The 18,601-nt window shown below is 72.6% G+C and carries 13 protein-coding genes; 7 read left to right on the plus strand and 6 right to left on the minus strand.

Features of this window, described 5'->3' with window-relative positions; genetic code table 11:
- Nucleotide 1 precedes the first annotated feature (1 nt).
- From AC54T1_RS09600 to AC54T1_RS09610, 3 genes are all read right to left on the minus strand, one after another.
- Nucleotides 2-3,514 (minus strand): ATP-dependent DNA helicase, encoded by a 3,513-nt coding sequence (locus AC54T1_RS09600; RefSeq protein WP_496911797.1) that lies wholly within the window; start codon nt 3,512-3,514, stop codon nt 2-4.
- Nucleotides 3,511-6,978: an ATP-dependent helicase gene (locus AC54T1_RS09605; protein WP_496911798.1), complete on the minus strand. Its 3,468-nt coding sequence runs from the start codon at nt 6,976-6,978 to the stop codon at nt 3,511-3,513. Before AC54T1_RS09605 ends, AC54T1_RS09600 begins: the two co-directional genes overlap by 4 nt.
- Nucleotides 6,979-7,066: 88 nt before the next feature.
- Entirely contained in the window at nt 7,067-8,053 is a 987-nt protein-coding gene (locus AC54T1_RS09610; protein WP_484345011.1) for a DUF3152 domain-containing protein, read from the minus strand.
- Nucleotides 8,054-8,147: 94 nt separating this feature from the next.
- Here AC54T1_RS09610 and AC54T1_RS09615 point away from each other — a divergent pair, with 94 nt between their 5' ends.
- Nucleotides 8,148-8,807, plus strand: a complete 660-nt coding sequence (locus tag AC54T1_RS09615; protein ID WP_484345010.1) for a TetR/AcrR family transcriptional regulator — start codon at nt 8,148-8,150, stop codon at nt 8,805-8,807.
- A gap of 53 nt (nt 8,808-8,860) precedes the next feature.
- Nucleotides 8,861-9,085, plus strand: a complete 225-nt coding sequence (locus tag AC54T1_RS09620; protein ID WP_484345009.1) for a DUF3107 domain-containing protein — start codon at nt 8,861-8,863, stop codon at nt 9,083-9,085.
- A gap of 100 nt (nt 9,086-9,185) precedes the next feature.
- Here AC54T1_RS09620 and AC54T1_RS09625 read toward each other — a convergent pair whose 3' ends face one another.
- Nucleotides 9,186-9,926, minus strand: coding sequence for a ferritin-like fold-containing protein (locus AC54T1_RS09625; protein ID WP_496911799.1), 741 nt, complete (start codon nt 9,924-9,926; stop codon nt 9,186-9,188).
- Between the two features lie 250 nt (nt 9,927-10,176).
- Here AC54T1_RS09625 and AC54T1_RS09630 point away from each other — a divergent pair, with 250 nt between their 5' ends.
- Nucleotides 10,177-11,844 carry a DEAD/DEAH box helicase gene (locus AC54T1_RS09630; protein ID WP_496911800.1) on the plus strand — a complete coding sequence of 556 codons (1,668 nt, stop codon included), beginning with the start codon at nt 10,177-10,179 and terminating at the stop codon, nt 11,842-11,844.
- Nucleotides 11,845-11,894: 50 nt separating this feature from the next.
- On the opposite strand, the gene AC54T1_RS09635 is transcribed toward AC54T1_RS09630, so the two are convergent.
- Nucleotides 11,895-12,752, minus strand: coding sequence for a PHP domain-containing protein (locus tag AC54T1_RS09635; protein ID WP_496911801.1), 858 nt, complete (start codon nt 12,750-12,752; stop codon nt 11,895-11,897).
- A 58-nt stretch (nt 12,753-12,810) separates the two neighbouring features.
- On the opposite strand from AC54T1_RS09635, the gene AC54T1_RS09640 reads away from it, so the two are divergent.
- A complete protein-coding gene (locus tag AC54T1_RS09640) occupies nt 12,811-14,400 on the plus strand; it encodes an aminopeptidase P family protein (RefSeq protein WP_484345005.1) in 1,590 nt (529 codons plus the stop codon).
- 21 nt (nt 14,401-14,421) lie between these two features.
- Here the strand turns inward: AC54T1_RS09640 and AC54T1_RS09645 are convergent, their stop codons facing one another.
- Nucleotides 14,422-15,090, minus strand: coding sequence for a YflT domain-containing protein (locus tag AC54T1_RS09645; RefSeq protein ID WP_496911802.1), 669 nt, complete (start codon nt 15,088-15,090; stop codon nt 14,422-14,424).
- A gap of 122 nt (nt 15,091-15,212) precedes the next feature.
- On the opposite strand from AC54T1_RS09645, the gene AC54T1_RS09650 reads away from it, so the two are divergent.
- From AC54T1_RS09650 to AC54T1_RS09660, 3 genes are read left to right on the plus strand one after another with little or no spacing between them, the layout of a single operon-like run.
- Nucleotides 15,213-16,556 (plus strand): magnesium transporter MgtE N-terminal domain-containing protein, encoded by a 1,344-nt coding sequence (locus AC54T1_RS09650; RefSeq protein WP_484345003.1) that lies wholly within the window; start codon nt 15,213-15,215, stop codon nt 16,554-16,556.
- Nucleotides 16,549-17,112, plus strand: a complete 564-nt coding sequence (locus tag AC54T1_RS09655) for a DUF1003 domain-containing protein (protein WP_484345002.1) — start codon at nt 16,549-16,551, stop codon at nt 17,110-17,112. Before AC54T1_RS09650 ends, AC54T1_RS09655 begins: the two co-directional genes overlap by 8 nt.
- Nucleotides 17,113-17,162: 50 nt before the next feature.
- Entirely contained in the window at nt 17,163-18,317 is a 1,155-nt protein-coding gene (locus AC54T1_RS09660) for an Mrp/NBP35 family ATP-binding protein (RefSeq protein WP_496911803.1), read from the plus strand.
- Nucleotides 18,318-18,601: the final 284 nt, after the last annotated feature.

Raw genomic sequence — 18,601 nt, forward strand, 5'->3', positions numbered from 1 at the left:
GTCATGTTCCGGGGAGCTCCACCTCGCCGCGGACGAGCCTCTCGAGGTCGGACCTGCTGGCGAGGGACGCGGGCCTGACGGTCGTGTCGTCTGCCACGTAGTAGAAGGCGGCGGCGACGTCCTCGAGCGGAAGACCGGACCACTGCGACCAGGCGAGCCGGTACACAGCGAGCTGGACCTCCCGTGCCCGGCGGGCATCGGCGTCGCGGGGTTCGCGTCCGGTCTTCCAGTCCACGACGACGACGCCGCCACCCGGGCTCGTCGCGGTGCCGGGCGGGCGTTGCGGGTCGCGGAAGACGGCATCGATGCGAGTCCGGGTGACCACACCTGCGATGACGGTATCGATGGCCACCTCGACCTCCAGCGGGACGAGCCGCGCCCACGCGGACCCCTCGAAGGTGCGTCGCAGCTGCACGAGCTCGAGGTCAGGGTCGATCCTGTCGTCGTCGGCGCCAGGGAGGTCGTCCACGTCGAACAGCGCGGTGGACCCGTAGTACTGCTCGACCCACAGGTGGAACGCGGTCCCCCGACGAGAGTGCACGGAGGGCTGGCGCGGCACCGGGCGGCGCAGAGACAGCGCGTACGCGTCACGGTCGCGAGCGATCTCGACGAGTCCCGAGGCTGAGACGTGCGCCGGGAACGGCACCGACTCCGCGCGGGACCGGCTCGCATGACGCTCCGCGAGAAGAATCTCCGTGAGCGCGACGAGGTCCGTGCCGTCCTGCGCGAGCAGGAGGGGTCGGGGAGGCGACGCAGTGTGGGACGGCTCGGTGCGGGACGGCTCAGTGCTGGACGACTCAGTGCGAGACGCCGCAGTGCGGGACGGCTCAGTGCGGGACGCCGCAGTGCGGGACGGCTCAGTGCCCTGCGGCAGCGTCGTGTCTGCAGCACGCTCCAGCGCGTCGAGCACGAGATCCCGTGAGCGACGGACGAGCTCGAGCGGAGACGGGTGCCCGGTCAGGTCGCCGGCCTCCCGGCTCGGGGCGGCGGTGTCCCCGGTCCCGTGCCTGGGGGCTCCTCCCTCTCCCGAGCCGCTGTCGTCAGGCGGCCACGTCGCCGTCCTGGGCTCTGCGTCCCGGGGGTTCGCCGCGCCCTCCTCGGGCGGGTCCGCCACGGTGGACTCGGCCAGCAGACCGGCGTCCTGGAGCTCGGTGAGGAAGATCGACGGAGTCGTCGGTTTCACGGCCGTCCGCCACCATGCTCCCGTGAGCAGGAGGTCCGAGCGCGCTCGGGTGAACGCGACGTAGGCGAGCCGGCGCTCCTCGAGCACCTCGTGGGCACCGCACCGCGCGGTGAAGTCCTTGAGCCGCTGGTTGAGCTCCGCGGAGTCGTCCGAGCCCGCGAGCGCAAGCTCCGGCAGGTCGCCGGCATCACCTCGGAGGGGGAAGGGGAGCGCTCCGAGGGACGTGAGCCACCCGGTGGAGCGGGCCACGGTGTCTCCGGCGCACCTGGTCGACGGGAATGCGCCGTCGACCAGCCCGGGCACGGCCACGACGTCCCACTCCAGACCTTTCGACGCGTGGACGGTGATGAGCTGCACCGCGTCGGGGTCGGGCGTGCTGCCCGGCCGTTCGAGCCCGCGCTCACGCTTCTGGGCGGAGGTGAGCCACGCGAGGAACGCGCCGAGGGTGGTGAGGTCCGAGCTGTCTGCGAACGCTGCAGCAACCTCACGGAACGCGTCGAGGTGCGCACGTCCGCGAGGATCAGCACCCGGCCGTGGCTGCCCGGCGTGCAGCCTGGCGGCGCCGAACGCGAGCTCGATGTCCAGCCCGAGCGCGCGCTCCGCCCGGTCCACGAGCTCCGGCAGCGACAGGTACGTGAGGGACCGCAGCTCACGGAGGGTCTGGGCGAGGCTCCTGAGCCGTGCCCAGCCGGCGGCTGTGAAGCTGCGGCCGTCCGGACCGCTCCAGGATGCCGGGGGGAGGTCGTCGAGCGCGTCGACGATCGAGCGTTCGTCCGCTGGGTCGCCCTCGGCGCCTGCCGCGGTGGGACGCCGCCGCCGGAGCTCCTTGGCGCGGGCTCCGAGGGCGTGGAGGTCGGCCGCACCGAGGTTCGTCCGTGGGCCCGTGAGCAGCCGAGCGAGCGAGTCCCCCCGCGACGGGTCGTGGACGACCTGGAGGAGCGCGACGAGGTCCACGACCTCAGGGGTGTCGAGGAGCCCACCCAGCCCCACGACCTCGACGGGCAGGCCGCGGACCCGCAGCGCTGCCTCGATGGCCGGGAACTGGCTCCTCGCCCGGCACAGCACGGCAGCGGTGGCCTCTCCTGGTGCCCATCTCTTGGCGATGAACTCGGCGACGGCCGCCGCTTCCTCCTCCGTCGTCGCTGCATAGACGGCGTGCACGGACCCGAGGCCGGCGGCGGGACGTGCGCCGAGGGTCGGCAACGAGCTCGTGCCGGCTGCTGCACGCAAGGGCGCGGCGGTAGCGTTCGCGACGTCGAGGATCGCCAGGTCGTTGCGCCACGACGTGCTCAGGTGGTGGACGGGCGCGCGTTGGCCGGTCGCTGTCCTGAACTGCTCGGGAAACCTCGCCGGTCCCGCGGCGCTCGCCCCGCGCCAGCCGTAGATCGACTGGTTGGGGTCACCCACGGCCGTGACAGGGTGCCCCTCGCCGAACAGTGCTGACAGGAGCCGGATCTGCGCGTACGAGGTGTCCTGGTACTCGTCGAGGAGCACCACGCGGTACCTGCCTCGCTCGCTGCTCCCGACGGCGGGCACCTCCTCGGCGAGCTGGGCCGCGAGAGCCACCTGGTCACCGAAGTCCACGGCCTCCATCGCCCGCTTGCGCTCCTGGAAGGCTTCGACGACGTCGAGGAGACGGTGGCGCTCGGCGAGCGACGCCGCGAGCTTTGCCACGTCTGCGTGGTAGCTGTGACGTCTGCCTCCGAACGGGGTGCTCGTGATGTCCGCCAGGAGCCTGGAGATCCCCTCGCGGGCATCGCTCACGCTCAGGAGGTGCTCGCTGAGGGCGTTCGACAGGTCGAGCACCGCGGAGACGACGGTCGAGACGGCGGCGTCTGTCCCGAGGTCGCCGTGCCAGCGCTCCACGACCTGGCTGGCGAGCTGCCAGAGGCTCGCCTCGGAGAGCAGGCGTGCGCCGGGCTCGCGTCCGACGCGCAACCCGTGATCGGCGACGAGCGAGGCTGCGTAGGCGTTGTACGTCGAGATCGTCGGGCGGTCGAGCGCGTCCAGGACGTGCGCCGTCGAGCCGGGCAGCGCCCTGCGCAGCTGCCGCAGGCGCACGGTGACGCGCTCGGACAGCTCCCCCGCCGCTTTGCGCGTGAACGTCAGTCCGAGCACCTCGTGCGGCTCGACGAGCTCGTTGGCGATGAGCCACACGACACGTGCCGCCATGGTCTCCGTCTTGCCCGACCCCGCGCCGGCAACGACGAGCATCGGGCTCAGCGGTGCCTCGATGACGGCTGCCTGCTCCTGGGTCGGGAGGTGCTGGCCGAGGAGCGTTGCGATCCGCGCGGCGCTCAACCGCGCACCCGCCGTGGGGTGCGTGCTCATGGGCGCTGCTCCTCGTCCTGGGTCCTCGTGTGGTCCATCCGCTCGTCGACCCCCGCACCGGGCGTGCGGCCCGCCGCCGCACCCGCCGCGGCCCCGGGCTGGTCCGTCGTCGCGGTGAGGTGGGCGAGCACCCTGCCCTCGGGTTGGAGCGGGCATGCGCGGCGGACGCCGCACATCGCGCAGAGGGGGTTCTCGACCGCGGCGAACCGGGCGCCCGCCATCGTCTCGGCCGCGTCCTGCACGAGGGCCCGCGCCCAGTCGGTGCGGTCCTCCGCGAGCGCGGGCTGGGCCCGGCGCGTGCCGGTCGCCCCGTCGCTGACGAAGACGAGCTGGGCGCCCACGCTCCTGGTCCCCTCCGGGAGCGCCGCGAAGGCACCACCGTCCACGGCGAGCTGGTACGAGCCGAGCTGCGCATTCGTCGTGGTCTCCGCCGCGCTCGGCACCGAACGGCCGGTCTTGAGGTCCGTGACCCGAACTCCGCCGTCGACCGTCTCGAGTCGGTCGACGGAGCCGCGCAGCACGGCACGCCCCACGGCGAGCTCGAAGGTCTCCTCGACGAGGACCTCCCCCGGCACGCTCGTGTAGTACTCGGCGAGCCGCCGGATCATCGCGTCGGCGCGGCGCCGCTGCTGCACGGATGGCCACCCGTCGGCGAGACCCAGCTCGGACCAGCGTGCATCGAGCCGCGCCGCGAGCTCGGCGTGCCCCGCGGAGGGAAGCTCTCGGGCGATGTCGTGGATGAGGGTCCCGACGGACTGCGAGACCGCGTCGGCGGCGGTGGCACCGGCGCTCTCCAGGGCCCACCGCAAGGAGCACCGGTGCACCTGCTCGACCTTGGACGGTGAGACGACGACGAGCTCGTCGTCGCGCCGCAGCGGCGCGGTCGAGGAGACATCTCCCGACCCGTACCAGCTCCGGGGGTCGGCGTCCGGTATCCCCGCGGTCGCGAGGCGCGCAAGGAGCGCGGCCAAGGATTCCGCTCGCGGCCCGGGCTCCCCGACGCGAACCGGTGCGACGGGCCCCCCGGTCACCGCCCTTCCGTCCGGCCCGGCCCCGACCTCGGTCACCCCGGGCTCGGCCAGCTCCGCCGCGAGCTCCGTCCGCAGGGTCGCAACGATGCCGCGGAGGTCGAGAGGAGCCGACCCCGCGTCCGTCACCGGAGTCGACGGACGAGCAGCCGCGGCTCTGGCGTCGCCCGTCCCCGGCTCCCCGGCATCTCCGGCTGCACGGTCGGGCGAGGGCACGAGGAGGTCGAGGAACACCGACGGCGCAGAGTCCGCATCGCTCGTCGCTGTCACCACGAGCCGTCGACGCGCCCGGGAGACCGCCACCGCGAACGCCCGGAGCTCGTCGGCGAGCACGGCGCGGCGCGCCTCGCGTGCGACGACGTTCGCGTCCGCGGTGCCGTCGGCCCGCCCACTGAGCACCTCGACGAGCGCCTGCGAACCGAGCAGGGAGTCGCGCAGGCGCAGGTCGGGCCACGTCCCGTCCTGCACCCCGGCGACGACGACGACGTCCCACTCGCCCCCGGCAGCACCGGCAGGGGTGAGCAGCTGGACGGTCTCGGTCGTCGCTGCACGTGCCGCGAGGTTGTCCGCCGGCAGATCCTGGGCCTCGAGGTGATCGACGAATGCCCGCGGTGTCGCGTGCGGCACCCGGTCGACGAACTGCTCCGCTGCGCGGAAGAGCGCCATGACGGCGTCGAGGTCGCGGTCTGCTCGCGCCGCTCCCGGGCCGCCGTTGACGGCGATGGCCCGCCAGGTCTCGGCGAGGTCGGCCGCGGCCCACAACGCCCACAGGACAGTCTGGGCCGTGGCTCCTGGCTCCCCGACGGCTGCCCGCCCGGCGACGAGCATGCGTGCGACCCGGAGCGGGGCGCGGGCGACGTCGGACGGCAGGGAGGCGACGCGCGCGGGGTCGCCGAGCATCTCGACGAGCAGCGCGTCGGACGACCGGCCTCCTCCAGCATCAAGCTCCTCAGAGCGCAGATGCCGGCGCAGGCGCCGAAGCGCCACGGCGTCGATCCCGCCGAGCGGCGAGGTCAGCAGCTCGACGACGCTGTCGATCTCGAGCTCGTCCGCGAGGACCGCGCGCACCGCCGCCAGGAGCGGGCGCACGGCTGGCTCGTCACGCAGCGGCACGTCGCTCCCGAGGATGGCCACAGGCACCCCGCTGGACGTCAGTGCCCGACGCAGGCGCACGAGCATGGTCCCGGACCGGGCGACCACGGCCATCCGGGACCATGGCGTGCCTGCCAGGATGTGCTCGCCGCGCAGCACCCGCGCCACGTGCGCCTCCTCGAGCGCCGACGACGCGAGGACCGCTGTCTCGACCGAGTCCGTCGTCGCGGAGCCGGCACCCGCACGGCGGTGCTCGACCGCACCGACCGAGCCGATCTCCTGCGTCACGGCACGCGTCGCCTCCCGCACGGCCGGTCCGTTGCGCCATGCCGTCGTCAGGACGAACACCTCGGCGCCGAGCTCCCCGACGCTGCCGCTCGATCCCGGCGCGGAGCCCGCCGCGGGCGGCCGTCCCGCTGCAGCACGGCCCACGAGGGACGGGCTGGCCCCGCGGAACGCCTGGACCGAGGAGTCCGGGTCGGCGAGCAGCACGAGGCGTGCCCCGTCGGCGGCCAGGAGATGGAGCAGCCGCGCCGTCGCCGCCGTGGCTTCCTGGTAGTCGTCGACGACGACGAGCTGCCAGGACGGCTTGTGCTCGCCGTGCCACCGCTCGAGGACGCGCGCCGCCTCGTCGACGACCACGGCCGGGTCGAACCGCGCCCCGGCGTCCGGGGTGAGCTCACGCAGCGCCATGACTGACAGGTACTCGTCGTACATCCGCCCCGCGGCGACCCACTCGGGACGTGCATGCTGCCTGCCCAGCTCAGACAGGTCCTCGGGTCCGAGCCCCCTCTCGGCGGCACGCATGAGAAGGTCGCGCAGCTCCTGGCGAAAACCCCGGAGGCCCAGCGTCTCCTCCGGGATCGTCCCGGGCCACCCCACGTCGACGCCCTCGGAGCGAGCGTGCCCCGCGAGGAGCTCGGCCAGCACGAGGTCCTGCTCCGGACCCGTGATGAGCGTCGGTGGTGGCTCGCCGGCCACCGACGCGCTGCGCGCGAGCACGGAGAACGCGGCCGACGCGGCGGTGCGGACCACAGCACCTCGGGTGGCTGCTGCCAGCCGACCCGCGAGCGCGTCCCGGAGGTCACCGGCTCCCCGGCGGGTCGCCGCCAGCACGAGGACGTCCTCGGGCCGCAGGCCTCTGTCGACCGCTGCCACGACGATCTCCTGGGCGACCACGGACTTCCCGGTGCCCGGCGCACCGAGGACGATCGAGACCCGCTCCTCGAGCGCCCCCCGGAGGGCGCGCTGCTGCGACGCGTCGAGCAGCCTGCGCCCAGCATCACCGGCGGTGCCGGTCATGCCGGTCGTCAGCGTGACGGGTTCAGGGGCGAGGAGCTTCACGGGACGATGGGACCACGAGCCACCGACAGCGAGGACCAGGACCGCCGGGACGGGACGTATGTCACAGGACCGGCGGAGCGGTCGGCCGCTACGGCCGTGGCCACCCGTTCGGGACGCAGGAGATCGCCTCGCCGCTCTGCTGGACCATGACGTCGGCAAGGGCGCCAGGTCCGCCGCACTGCTTGTGGCGGTTGCCGAGCACGTGCCCGACCTCGTGGTTGACGAGGTACTGCCGGTAGGCCACCCGGTCCTCGCCGTAGACGCCGGAGCCGCCGGCCCAACGCATGTAGTTGAGCACCGCGTTGCGGTACTGACCGCACGACCAGATGCCCACGGTGTCCATCGGGGCGCAGAGCGCGTCCGTCGTGTCCGGGCTGGCGAGGGTCACGGTGAACGACGCCTCTCCCGCGGTCCGGGCGAACGTCTGCGAGCCGTCCCCACCCCAGCTCCGCGGATCGTTGAGCGTCGCCATGACAAGGGCAGCGACCTTCTCACCGTCGACCGGGAGCCCGTGCTCCACCTCGACGCGGACGGTCTTGACCTCACCTCCGCCCGGAGCGGGTACCTCCCCCGGCACCACGTGGAAGGTACCTCCCGCGAACTCAGGGACGTCGGTGGAGAGCATGCCCGCGGCGAAGTCGGACTCCGTGACACCAGCGGGCAGGACGGGCGCCGGCGGCTCGACGAGCACCGGCGGCTCGACGGGAGCGACGTCGACCGCGGGAGCCTGGGCGTCCGGCAGCACGGCGGGCGCATCAGAGACCGCCTCCCCGTCCGGGACCCCTGTCCCGGTGGGCAGCGGGTCGCGGGCTCCGCCACGGCTGGCCGGCGCACGGTCGGTCGAGTGCGCGTCCGTGCCCGCCGTCGGCGCGGTCCCGTCGGAGCGGGCGCCCGAGAGCGCCGGGCCGCCGAGCACCGACCTCACGCCGTCGCCCGAGGCCGCTCCGGTGGCGACCCCACCCAGCAGGCCCACGACGGCGAGCGCCAGGGCCGGGAGAGCGCGCATCCGGCGTCCGGGCCGACGCACGTCGGTGTCACGCACCACCGGTCGGCGGGCAGAGGTTTGCGGGGTCACCCACCCATGGTGCCAGAATCCGGGCGAGTAGCCCTACGCTGGACAGGTGCAGAGCAACCCACCTGCCCCCGCGGAGCGCCGCACGAGGCCTCGCATGCCCAAGAGCGAGCGCGTCGCGCAGCTCCTCGCGATCGCACAGGAGCTCTTCGCCGAGCACGGGTTCCATCACATCTCCATGGATGACATCGCTGAGCGCGCCGAGGTGTCGAAGCCCATCCTCTACCGACACTTCCCCTCGAAGCTCGACCTCTACCTCGCCGTCATCGACAACCGTGGGAGCGCTCTCGTCGATGCCGTGTCGTCTGCGCTCGTCCCCGTCGAGGAGGCGATCGACGCACCGGACACCGCACCCGGTGGGTACGACGTCGTCCACGCGGTGGTGCGCGCGTACGTGGAGTTCGCGGAGGGGTCCGGGGTCGCGGCGTCGCTGCTGTTCGAGTCCGACGTGACCCGCGACGCCACCGTCCGGGACCGGGTCGAGGGACCGAACCGGCGTAACGCCGAGGTCATCGCCCGGGTGCTCGCGCAGATCACCGACCTCACTCCGGCACAGGCGCTCGTCGTCGCGCGGACGTCGACCGCGGTCGCCCGCGTCGCGGCGGCAGAGGCGCTGCTCAAGCAGCTGCCGCAGACCGATCTGACGTCCTCCACCCCGACCGAGGAGACGACCGACCTCATCGCGCAGTTCGCTTGGCGCGGAATACACGGGATGCTCCGGCGTGACGGCGCCCCCGACGCCGATACGTCCGCCTAGGATCAGAGCGTACGGCTGGTCACCAGCCCTCGGAGCAACGGAAAGTGGGACCCGTGGACATCACGATCGGCGTTCAGAACCAGGCACGCGAGCTCGTCGTCGAGACCGACGCGACGGCCGACGAGGTCACCAAGGCGGTCACGGACGCACTCACCGGCGGAGCGGTCCTCGAGCTCACGGACACCCGTGGGCGGCGCGTGCTCGTGCCGTCCGCGACGATCGGGTACGTGGAGATCGGCAGCGAGGCCCAGCGCCGCGTCGGGTTCGCCTCCATCTGAGGCGGCCCGCCCGGGAGGCCTGGCGTCGCCCTCGGGCACGCCCCTCGCTCCGGCCCCGCCTGGCCGTCCCCCGCGCGGTGGACGGCCGGGCGGCGAGGCCCTAGGCCGCCAGCCCCAGCCGGCCCATGCGACGGGTGTGCTCCGCGGTGAGCTGGGCGAACAACCACGACTGGTCGGCGACGACGTCGCCAGCCATCTGCGCCGCACCGCTGACGACGAGCCTGCCCAGGCTCGGCCGTTCGCTCAGCAGGTGCCCGACGAGGCCGAGGGCCTCGCCGACGAGACGCCGCCCCCACAGGGCCAGGCGCGATGCCAGCACGGCGTCACCCCGCGCCGCGTCACCGAGGATCTCCACCGACAGCTCGGCCGTGCGGTTCTCGTCGAGCACCTCCATGACGACTGCTCGCGTGCGGGGCTCGAGCCCCTGCGCCGCGATGCGGCAGAAGTCGTCAGCCACGCCACTCCCGACATACCCCTTGAGGACGCCCTCCCACCAGGTGCCGGGCTCGGTGCGCGCGTCGTAGTCGTCGAACGTGCCGAAGAAGGTCAGCATGTGCGGGTCGGGCTCTTCGCCGAGGTCGGCGATGTGCGCAAGGATGCGCTCCTGCCGCTGGAGGGCGGCCCCGGCCAGCCTGACGAGGCGCAGCTGCTGGTCGACGGTCGGCGCGCTGGCGGCGTCCGAGGCGAGCCTCGTGAACGACGCGAGCTCGGTGTAGGCGATGAGACCGAGGAGGTCGAGGGTGTCGGCGAGCTCCGTCGTGGCGCCACCCGGCCGGCCACGGTCGTGGGGTTGCGTCTCGCTCGCTGGGGGGTGGCTTGCGGTGGACCTCACGTCGCTCATCGGACAAGAGTACGTACCGACCCCGGTGGAGACGTGCGTCCGATACGCTATGGACGTACATCGGTTGCCCGGTCGTCTCGACCCTTGGGTCGGAGCGAAGCCCGCGAGAGCGGTCCGCCCCGGCGCGCATACCTGCGATCGGCTGCCGGCCACAGGCGCGCACGCCCGTCCTGACGTCTCAGCGCCGCGAGTCCTCGCGGAAGCTCCGGCCGACGACGTGCAGCGCCCACCAAGAGACACTTGAGGCGACGTGACCACCACTTCGAGCAGCGTCCAGGCTGCCAACCCCACCTTCAGCGACTTCGCCGTACGGCCGGAGATCGTCCAGTCGCTCGCGGACGCGGGCATCGTCACCCCGTTCCCGATCCAGGCGATGACCCTGCCCGTGGCCATGTCGGGACACGACATCATCGGCCAGGCGAAGACCGGGACGGGCAAGACGCTCGGCTTCGGCGTCCCGCTGCTGCACCGGGTGGTGGCACCCGGTGAAGAGGGCTACGACGAGCTCCCCGCGCCCGGCAAGCCCCAGGCCCTGGTCATCGTCCCCACCCGCGAGCTCGCGGTGCAGGTCGCCAAGGACCTCGAGGCAGCGTCCACGCGTCGGTCGGTCCGGATCGTCCAGCTGTACGGCGGGCGCGCGTACGAGCCGCAGGTCTCTGCCCTCGAGAAGGGGGTCGAGGTCGTCGTCGGGACCCCGGGGCGCATGATCGACCTGCTCAAGCAGGGGCACCTCGACCTCACCCGTGCGCAGTGCGTCGTGCTCGACGAGGCGGACGAGATGCTCGACCTCGGGTTCCTGCCCGACGTCGAACGCCTGCTGTCGCGGACGCCCGCGGTCCGGCACACGATGCTCTTCTCGGCGACCATGCCGGGCGCCGTCGTGACGATGGCGCGCAAGTACATGAAGCAGCCGACGCACATCCGGGCGAACGACCCCGACGACGGCGGCCAGACCGTGAAGAACATCAAGCAGGTCGTGTACCGCGCGCACGCGCTCGACAAGGTCGAGGTGCTCGCGCGACTCCTGCAGTCCAACGGGCGTGGTCTGTCGATCGTGTTCGCCCGCACCAAGCGCACGGCCGCCAAGGTCGCTGACGACCTGACGGAACGTGGCTTCGCTGCGGGAGCGATCCACGGCGACCTCGGCCAGGGTGCGCGCGAGCAGGCGTTGCGCGCGTTCCGGAACGGCAAGGTCGACGTGCTCGTCGCCACGGACGTCGCAGCACGCGGCATCGACGTCGACGAGGTCACCCACGTCGTCAACTACCAGTGCCCCGAGGACGAGAAGACGTACCTGCACCGCACCGGCCGCACGGGCCGCGCGGGACACAAGGGCACCGCGGTGACCTTCGTCGACTGGGACGACATGCCGCGTTGGTCGCTCATCAACAAGGCGCTGGACCTGGGCATCCCGGAGCCGGTGGAGACGTACTCGACGTCCCCGCACCTCTACTCCGACCTCGACATCCCCGAGGGGACGAAGGGCCGGCTCCCGCGGTCGGCGCAGACACGGGCAGGCCTGGCCGCCGAGACCCTCGAGGACCTCGGCGAGACGGGCAAGCGAGGCTCGGGCCGTGCGGCTCCAGCAGGCGCTGGCTCGGCGGGCGGCGGTCGCCGCGAGGGCGCTTCCCGGAGCGCGGCACCCCGCGACAAGGGCGCCCGCGACACGGCGCCGCGCGAGGGCGAGCGGCGTCCTCGGACCCGCGTCCGCGACGACAGCTCGCCGGCAGCGCAGAGCACAGCTGCGGACGCCGTGGCACCTGCGAGCGCCACGACGGGACCGTCGTCCACCGGGGCACAAGGATCGGGTGACGGCGAGAGCACCCGTCCCCGCCGGAACCGTAACCGGCGCCGGACCCGGTCCGGCGGACAGGAGAGCGGGAGCTCGACACCCGGCGAGGCGCCCGCCACCGCCTGACCTCTGTCCGCGGCGCGCCGCCCACGGTGGTCGGGTGGGAGCGCGCCGCGTCAGGCGGGCCGGACCACGTCCATGAGCCCCGCGGCCTCGATCTGCTCGAGGACCGCGGGGCTCGTCGTGTTCTCACCGAGCCGGTTGGGCTTGCCGTCACCGTGATAGTCGCTCGAGCCCGTGACGAACAGCCCGAGCGCTCGCGCGAGGTCGGTCAGGCGGCGGCGCTGCTCGGGGCTGTTGTCCCGGTGCTGCACCTCGAGCCCCATGAGCCCGGCCGCCGCCATCTCCTCGATCGCCGCGTCGGACACGATGCGGCCGCGCACGTCGGCGCCCGGGTGGGCGAACACCGCGACACCACCTGCTGATCGCACCGCGCGGATCGCATCCAGCGCGTCGGGCGCGTAGTGCGGGACGTAGTACGGGGTGTCCGTCGCGAGGATCGTCGAGAACGCTGCCGAGCGGTCCGGGACGTAGCCCGCGGTGACGAGTGCGTCGGCGATGTGCGGTCGGCCGATGGTCGTCCCCTCCTCCGTGTGGTCGAGGACGTCCTGCCAGGTGAGGGCGTAGTCGTGTCCCAGGCGCTCGACCATCGTCCGGGCCCGCTCGGTCCGCGCGGTGCGGACCAGCTCGTTCTGCGCGCGCAGCGCCTCGTGCTCCGGGTCGTGGAGATAGCTGAGGACGTGGACGCTCACGCCGGCGTGCTTGGCGGAGATCTCCGCCCCCCGGACGAGCGTGGCACCGGTGCGGCGGGCCGCGTCCGCGGCCTCGCCCCACCCGGACGTCGTGTCGTGGTCCGTCAGGGCGATGACGTCGATGCCTGCCTCCACCGCGCGCTCGACGACCGCGGCGGGCGCGTCCGTCCCGTCCGAGGCGTTCGAGTGGGCGTGCAGGTCGATGATGAGGTCGCGTGGCACGAGAGCCACTGTACTGAGGAGTGTGCGGACGTCCCCGCAGGAGTGCGAGCATGGAGGGATGACGTCCGACGCACTCTCCCCGACCGATCCCGCCCTCCCCTCGGAGTCGCTGACACCGACCCAGCCGTTGAGCGACCGCGGCAGCAACCGGTCGCAGCGGCCGTCCTCGGACGGATTTCGCGCGTTCATCGCGAGCGGGTGGGCTCCCCGACGGGGCGCGCGGGTCACCCCCGGCCGGGCGGCACCGTACACGTCGGCTCGTCGGGCGGCGATCTCCGCCCGGTTCCCCGGAGACCTGCTCGTCGTTCCCGCGGGATCCCTCAAGACGCGCTCCAACGACACGGACTACAGGTTCCGGCCGCATTCCGCGTTCGCGCACCTCACTGGTCTCGGTGCGGACCGCGAGCCGGACGCGGTGCTCGTGCTGCATCCCGTCGAGCGGCGCGACGGCACCGAGCGCCACGAGGCCGTCCTCTACGTCCGTCCCCTCGCGGACCGCGACACGGAGGAGTTCTACGCCGACGCCCGGTACGGCGAGTTCTGGGTCGGTGCACGTCCGTCCCTGGCCGACGTGACGATGCTCACCGGCATCCGGGCGGCGCACATCGACGACCTCCCGGCCCGCCTCTCCCACGACGTCGAGAGCAGCGGTGCGCAGGTGCGCGTGGTGCCGGGGTCCGACAGCGCGACTGAGATCCTCGTCGAGTCGCTCCGGCTGATGCACCCCACACCTCCCGAGCAGGGCACGGTGGCCGACGGAGCCGGCTCAGACGGCGCCACCCCGGACGAGGAGCTGGCCGAGGCGCTCTCCGAGCTGCGTCTGGTCAAGGACCCGTTCGAGATCGCCGAGATCCGCGAGGCCGTCGCGACGACGATCGACGGTTTCACCGCCGTCGTGCGGAATCTGCCGCGCGCCACCGCGCACCGGCGCGGGGAGCGCGTCGTCGAGACGACGTTCGATGCTCACGCCCGCCTGGAGGGGAACACCGTGGGCTACGAGACGATCGCCGCCGCCGGCGAGCACGCGACGACCCTGCACTGGATCCGCAACGACGGCACGGTGCGCGACGGCGACCTCCTGCTGCTCGACGCCGGGGTCGAGGTCGAGTCGCTCTACACCGCGGACATCACGCGGACCCTGCCCGTGAGCGGGACGTTCAGCGACGCCCAGCGGCGGGTGTACACCGCCGTGCTGGACGCCGCGGACGCCGCGTTCGCTGCCGCGCGACCGGGTGCGAAGTTCTCGGACGTGCACGCGGCCGCGATGGAGGTCATTGCGGCCCGCCTCGCCGAGTGGGGCCTCCTGCCCGGGACCGCTGCGGAGTCGCTGGCACCCGAGGGCCAGTTCCACCGGCGCTGGATGGTGCACGGCACGAGCCATCACCTGGGTCTTGACGTGCACGACTGCGCGCAGGCACGACGCGAGATGTACCTCGACGCGCAGCTCGAGCCGGGGATGGTGTTCACCATCGAGCCGGGCCTGTACTTCAAGAGCGACGACCTCACGGTCCCGGAGGAGCTGCGGGGCATCGGCGTGCGCATCGAGGACGACGTCCTCATCACGGCAGACGGGAACGAGAACCTCTCGGCGGCGCTGCCCCGCCGGCCGGAGGACGTCGAGGCCTGGATGGCGACACTGCGGTCGTGAGGGCGCGCGCGCCGGGGTCGATCAGGGAGCCGTCGGATCGCTCTCGGGCCGTACCGGCGTCGTGTCCGCGATCCGTACGCCGTAGCGGGGCTCGCCGTCCTTCGTGAGCGGCGACGGGCCGACGGGACCGGTGGCTGGTCCGGTGGGTGTGAAGGCGGCCGCCGGACCAGCGCCTGCGTCCTGCACCGGCGGGGTGGCGACCGGGCGGGCCCATCCGGCGACCTGGTTCTCCCGCAGGATGCGGGTCGCCTCGTGCGAGCGGGTGGAGTCGCAGAGGACCGCGTAGGACGTCGCGACGATCTGGCTCGAGGACGTGAAGTCACGCTTCCCGCGCGTCATCGAGTAGGAGAGGACGGAGAACAGCAGTCCGAAGCCTGCACCGATGGCGACGGCCGCAAGGATCGAGAGCGCGGCCCCTTCGCCTCCGAACATGGAGAGCAGGAGGCCGACGAACAAGCCGAACCAGGCGCCTGACGCGAGCCCGGCGAGCGCGACGCGTGAGTACGTCAGACGTCCGGTCACTCGTTCGACCATCTTGAGGTCGGTGCCCACGATGGTGACGGACTCGACCGGGAACCCCGCGTCCGAGAGGACGTCGACGGCCTTCTGCGCCTCGAGGTAGGTCCCGTAGGAGGAGATCTCTTCGCCGCGGGGCTGGGTCGGCAGGTTGGGTGCTTGGCTCAGGCTCATAGCTCAGTGTCTCGCACGCCTGAGTATCGCGCTAGCGGTCTGTCCTGGTTTAGGAGGTTTGTACGCACCGCGAACACTGACACTCCGGGGCGGTCGCGCGAGAAGTGCGTAGGCTTGCGTCCGTGAGCAGCGTCGGAACACAGGTCTTCGTCGCGCGCCTGGCCGGCACCATGGTCTTCGACCCGATCGGGGACCAGGTGGGTCGTGTGCGCGACGTCGTCGTCCTCATCCGGCCCAAGGGCGCCCCGCGCGCCGTCGGACTCGTCGTCGAGGTGCCCGGACGCCGTCGGGTCTTCCTCCCGCTCACCCGGGTGACGAGCATCGACGCCGGCCAGGTGATCAGCACCGGCCTGCTCAACATGCGCCGCTTCGAGCAGCGCGCGGTCGAGAGCCTCGCGGTCGGGGAGCTGCTCGACCGCACCGTGGAGTTCGTCGACGGCTCCGGCACCGCGACGATCGAGGACCTTGCGATCGAGCAGCAGCGCACCGGTGACTGGCTCGTGAACAAGCTGTTCGTCCGACGCCCGGGCACCGGCAAGGGTGCGCTCGGTCTGCGGCGCCGCGGTCACACGCAGCTCGTCGACGTGGAGTCCGTCACAGGGCTCGCCGACAGCTCGTCGACCCAGGGGGCCGCCCTCCTGCTGGCCGCCTACGACGACCTCAAGCCCGCGGATCTCGCCGACGTGCTGCACGAGCTCGGCACCACCCGCCGCGTCGAGGTGGCCACCGCCCTCGACAACGAACGCCTCGCCGACGTCCTCGAGGAGCTCCCCGGCGACGACCAGGTGTCGATCCTCTCCTCGCTCGACAACGACCGCGCAGCCGACGTCCTCGAGGCGATGCAGCCGGACGACGCGGCCGACCTCCTCCACGAGCTCCCCGACGCACAAGCCGCAGAGCTCCTCGAGCTCATGGAGCCCGACGAGGCCAGGGACGTGCGACGGCTGCTGGCGTACGACGAGAACACCGCCGGCGGCATGATGACGACCGAGCCCGTCGTCCTCTCCCCGGAGACGTCGATCGCCGCCGCGATGGCGCGCATCCGGCGCGCCGACCTCTCCCCCGCACTGGCCTCGATGGTGTTCGTCGTGCGCCCTCCCCTCGAGACACCGACAGGCCGGTTCCTCGGGGTCGTGCACTTCCAGAAGATGCTCCGGGAGCCGCCGCACGAGCCCGTGGGCTCGGTCCTCGACTCCGACATCGAGCACGTCTCGACGGATGCGCCCCTCGGGCGCGTCACGCGCCTGCTTGCCGCGTACAACCTGCTCGCCCTTCCGGTGCTCGACTCCGAGCGGAGGCTTCTCGGCGTCGTGAGCGTCGACGACGCCCTCGACCACATGCTTCCGGCAGACTGGCGGGAGAGCGACGAGAGCGAGGCGCTCGACCGCACCGGCACGCGCCTCGAGTCACCGCCCCGCGCCTCGCGCAGCGGACGGACAGGAAGCCGTGGAGGTCGCCGTGGCTGACCGGCTCGACACCCCGAAGGAGTCGCGACGGACCCTCCTGCCGAGGTTCCGTTTCAGGCAGGACGCGTTCGGCCGGGTCGCCGAGGGTACCGCCAGGTTCATGGGGACCCCGCGCTTCCTCATGTACATGACGGTCTTCTGCATCGCGTGGCTCGCATGGAACGTGTGGGGACCGGAGAACCTGCAGTTCGACTCCGCAGCGCTGGGGTTCACCGCGCTCACGCTCATGCTCTCGTTGCAGGCCTCGTACTCCGCGCCCCTCATCCTCCTCGCGCAGAACCGGCAGACCGACCGCGACCGCGTGACCGCCGAGCAGGACCGTCAGCTCGGCGAGCGCAACCTCGCCGACACGGAGTACCTCGCACGCGAGATGGCGGCGCTGCGCATCGCGCTCAACGAGGTCGCGACCCGCGACTTCGTCCGTTCCGAGCTGCGCAACCTCCTCGAGGACATCACCGCCAAGGACGACGAGCGTGACTCCGAGCGGCAGGCCCGCGAGGGCGACGAGCCCGGGCGGCCCGACCTCGTCGACCGGTTGGGCGACCACCGGCCCTGACCTCGTCCACCCGGACCGGACCACGGCGGACCGCTGCGTAGGATGGCAGCATGCCCCTCTCCAGCGCCACCGCTGACCTCGAGGCAGCCGTCCGGGCCGCCCTCTCGCGCGTGATCGACCCGGAGATCCGCCGCCCGATCACCGAGCTCGGCATGGTGCGGTCCGTCGTCGTCCAGCCGGGCCCCGGCGCCGGTGCCCGTGCCGTCGTCGGGCTGGACCTCACCACGGCGGGGTGCCCGATGAAGAGCACGCTGACGGCGGAGTCGAGCGCGGCGGCACTCGCGGTCGAGGGCATCACCGACGTGGCGATCGAGCTCGGGGTGATGAGCAGCGAACAGCGGGCCGGGCTCCGCTCCATGCTGCGCGGGGGCGACGGAGACCCCCGCATCCCCTTCGCGGAACCCGGATCGCTGACGAAGGTCTACGCGATCGCCTCCGGCAAGGGCGGGGTCGGCAAGTCCACCGTCACGGCGAACCTCGCGGCCTCGATGGCCGCCGACGGGCTCAAGGTCGGTGTCATCGACGCAGACATCTACGGGTTCTCCGTCCCGCGGCTCCTCGGCGTCACGGCGCAGCCGACGCGGGTCGACTCCATGCTCCTGCCGCCCATCGCACACGAGGTCAAGGTCGTCTCGATCGGCATGTTCGTCCCGGCCGGGCAGCCTGTCGTCTGGCGCGGACCGATGCTGCACCGCGCGCTCGAGCAGTTCTTGTCCGACGTCTTCTGGGGTGACCTCGACGTCCTCCTCCTCGACCTCCCGCCCGGTACGGGTGACATCGCGATCTCCGTGGCCCAGCTCCTGCCGAACAGCGAGATCGTCGTGGTGACGACGCCGCAGGTCGCCGCGGCCGAGGTCGCCGAGCGGGCCGGGTCGGTCGCGACCCAGACGAACCAGGGCCTCGTCGGCGTCGTGGAGAACATGTCGTGGCTGGAGCAGCCTGACGGCTCCCGTCTCGAGCTCTTCGGTGCCGGTGGCGGCGCCCGGGTGGCGGAGAACCTCTCGACGCTCACCGGGACCTCGGTGCCGCTCCTCGGGCACGTCCCGCTCGACATCGCGCTGCGCGAGTCCGGCGATGACGGCGTCCCTGTCGTGCTCAGCCACCCGGAGACGCCGGCTGCGCGCGCGCTGCAGTCGATCGCGCGCTCGCTCGCCGCACGCTCGCGCGGGCTCGCAGGACGACATCTGGGACTCTCGCCCGTCTGAGCCATGGACCGGCTGTCCGGACAGCGCTCCCCGCTTGCGGCGACGTGCCCTGCGCCCCCGACCTGCCTCCGTACCCGATGAGTGTCGGGGAAGGATCATCCCGCGGGTGGATATGTCCCGACCGTCCCGCGCTCTAGAGTCGTACGGGCCGCACAGGCCACTCGTCTCCACGTCACCGACGGGACGGGCGTCCGTTCCCGGCGACATCTTCCTCACGCCCGCCGCCCGGTGCGCCATTCGTCGGCTATCGACACAGCAGCCGGCCCAGGAAGGTTTGCCCGACC

The organism is Sanguibacter sp. Z41_6, from assembly GCF_059621145.1.

Excerpts from the sequence above, each read along its gene's own strand:
- AC54T1_RS09640 (WP_484345005.1), top strand. The coding sequence starts at position 12,811 with ATGACGTCCGACGCACTCTCCCCGACCGATCCCGCCCTCCCCTCGGAG.
- AC54T1_RS09645 (WP_496911802.1), bottom strand. The coding sequence starts at position 15,090 with ATGAGCCTGAGCCAAGCACCCAACCTGCCGACCCAGCCCCGCGGCGAA.
- AC54T1_RS09625 (WP_496911799.1), bottom strand. The coding sequence starts at position 9,926 with ATGAGCGACGTGAGGTCCACCGCAAGCCACCCCCCAGCGAGCGAGACG.
- AC54T1_RS09660 (WP_496911803.1), top strand. The coding sequence starts at position 17,163 with ATGCCCCTCTCCAGCGCCACCGCTGACCTCGAGGCAGCCGTCCGGGCC.
- AC54T1_RS09615 (WP_484345010.1), top strand. The coding sequence starts at position 8,148 with ATGCCCAAGAGCGAGCGCGTCGCGCAGCTCCTCGCGATCGCACAGGAG.
- AC54T1_RS09600 (WP_496911797.1), bottom strand. The coding sequence starts at position 3,514 with ATGAGCACGCACCCCACGGCGGGTGCGCGGTTGAGCGCCGCGCGGATC.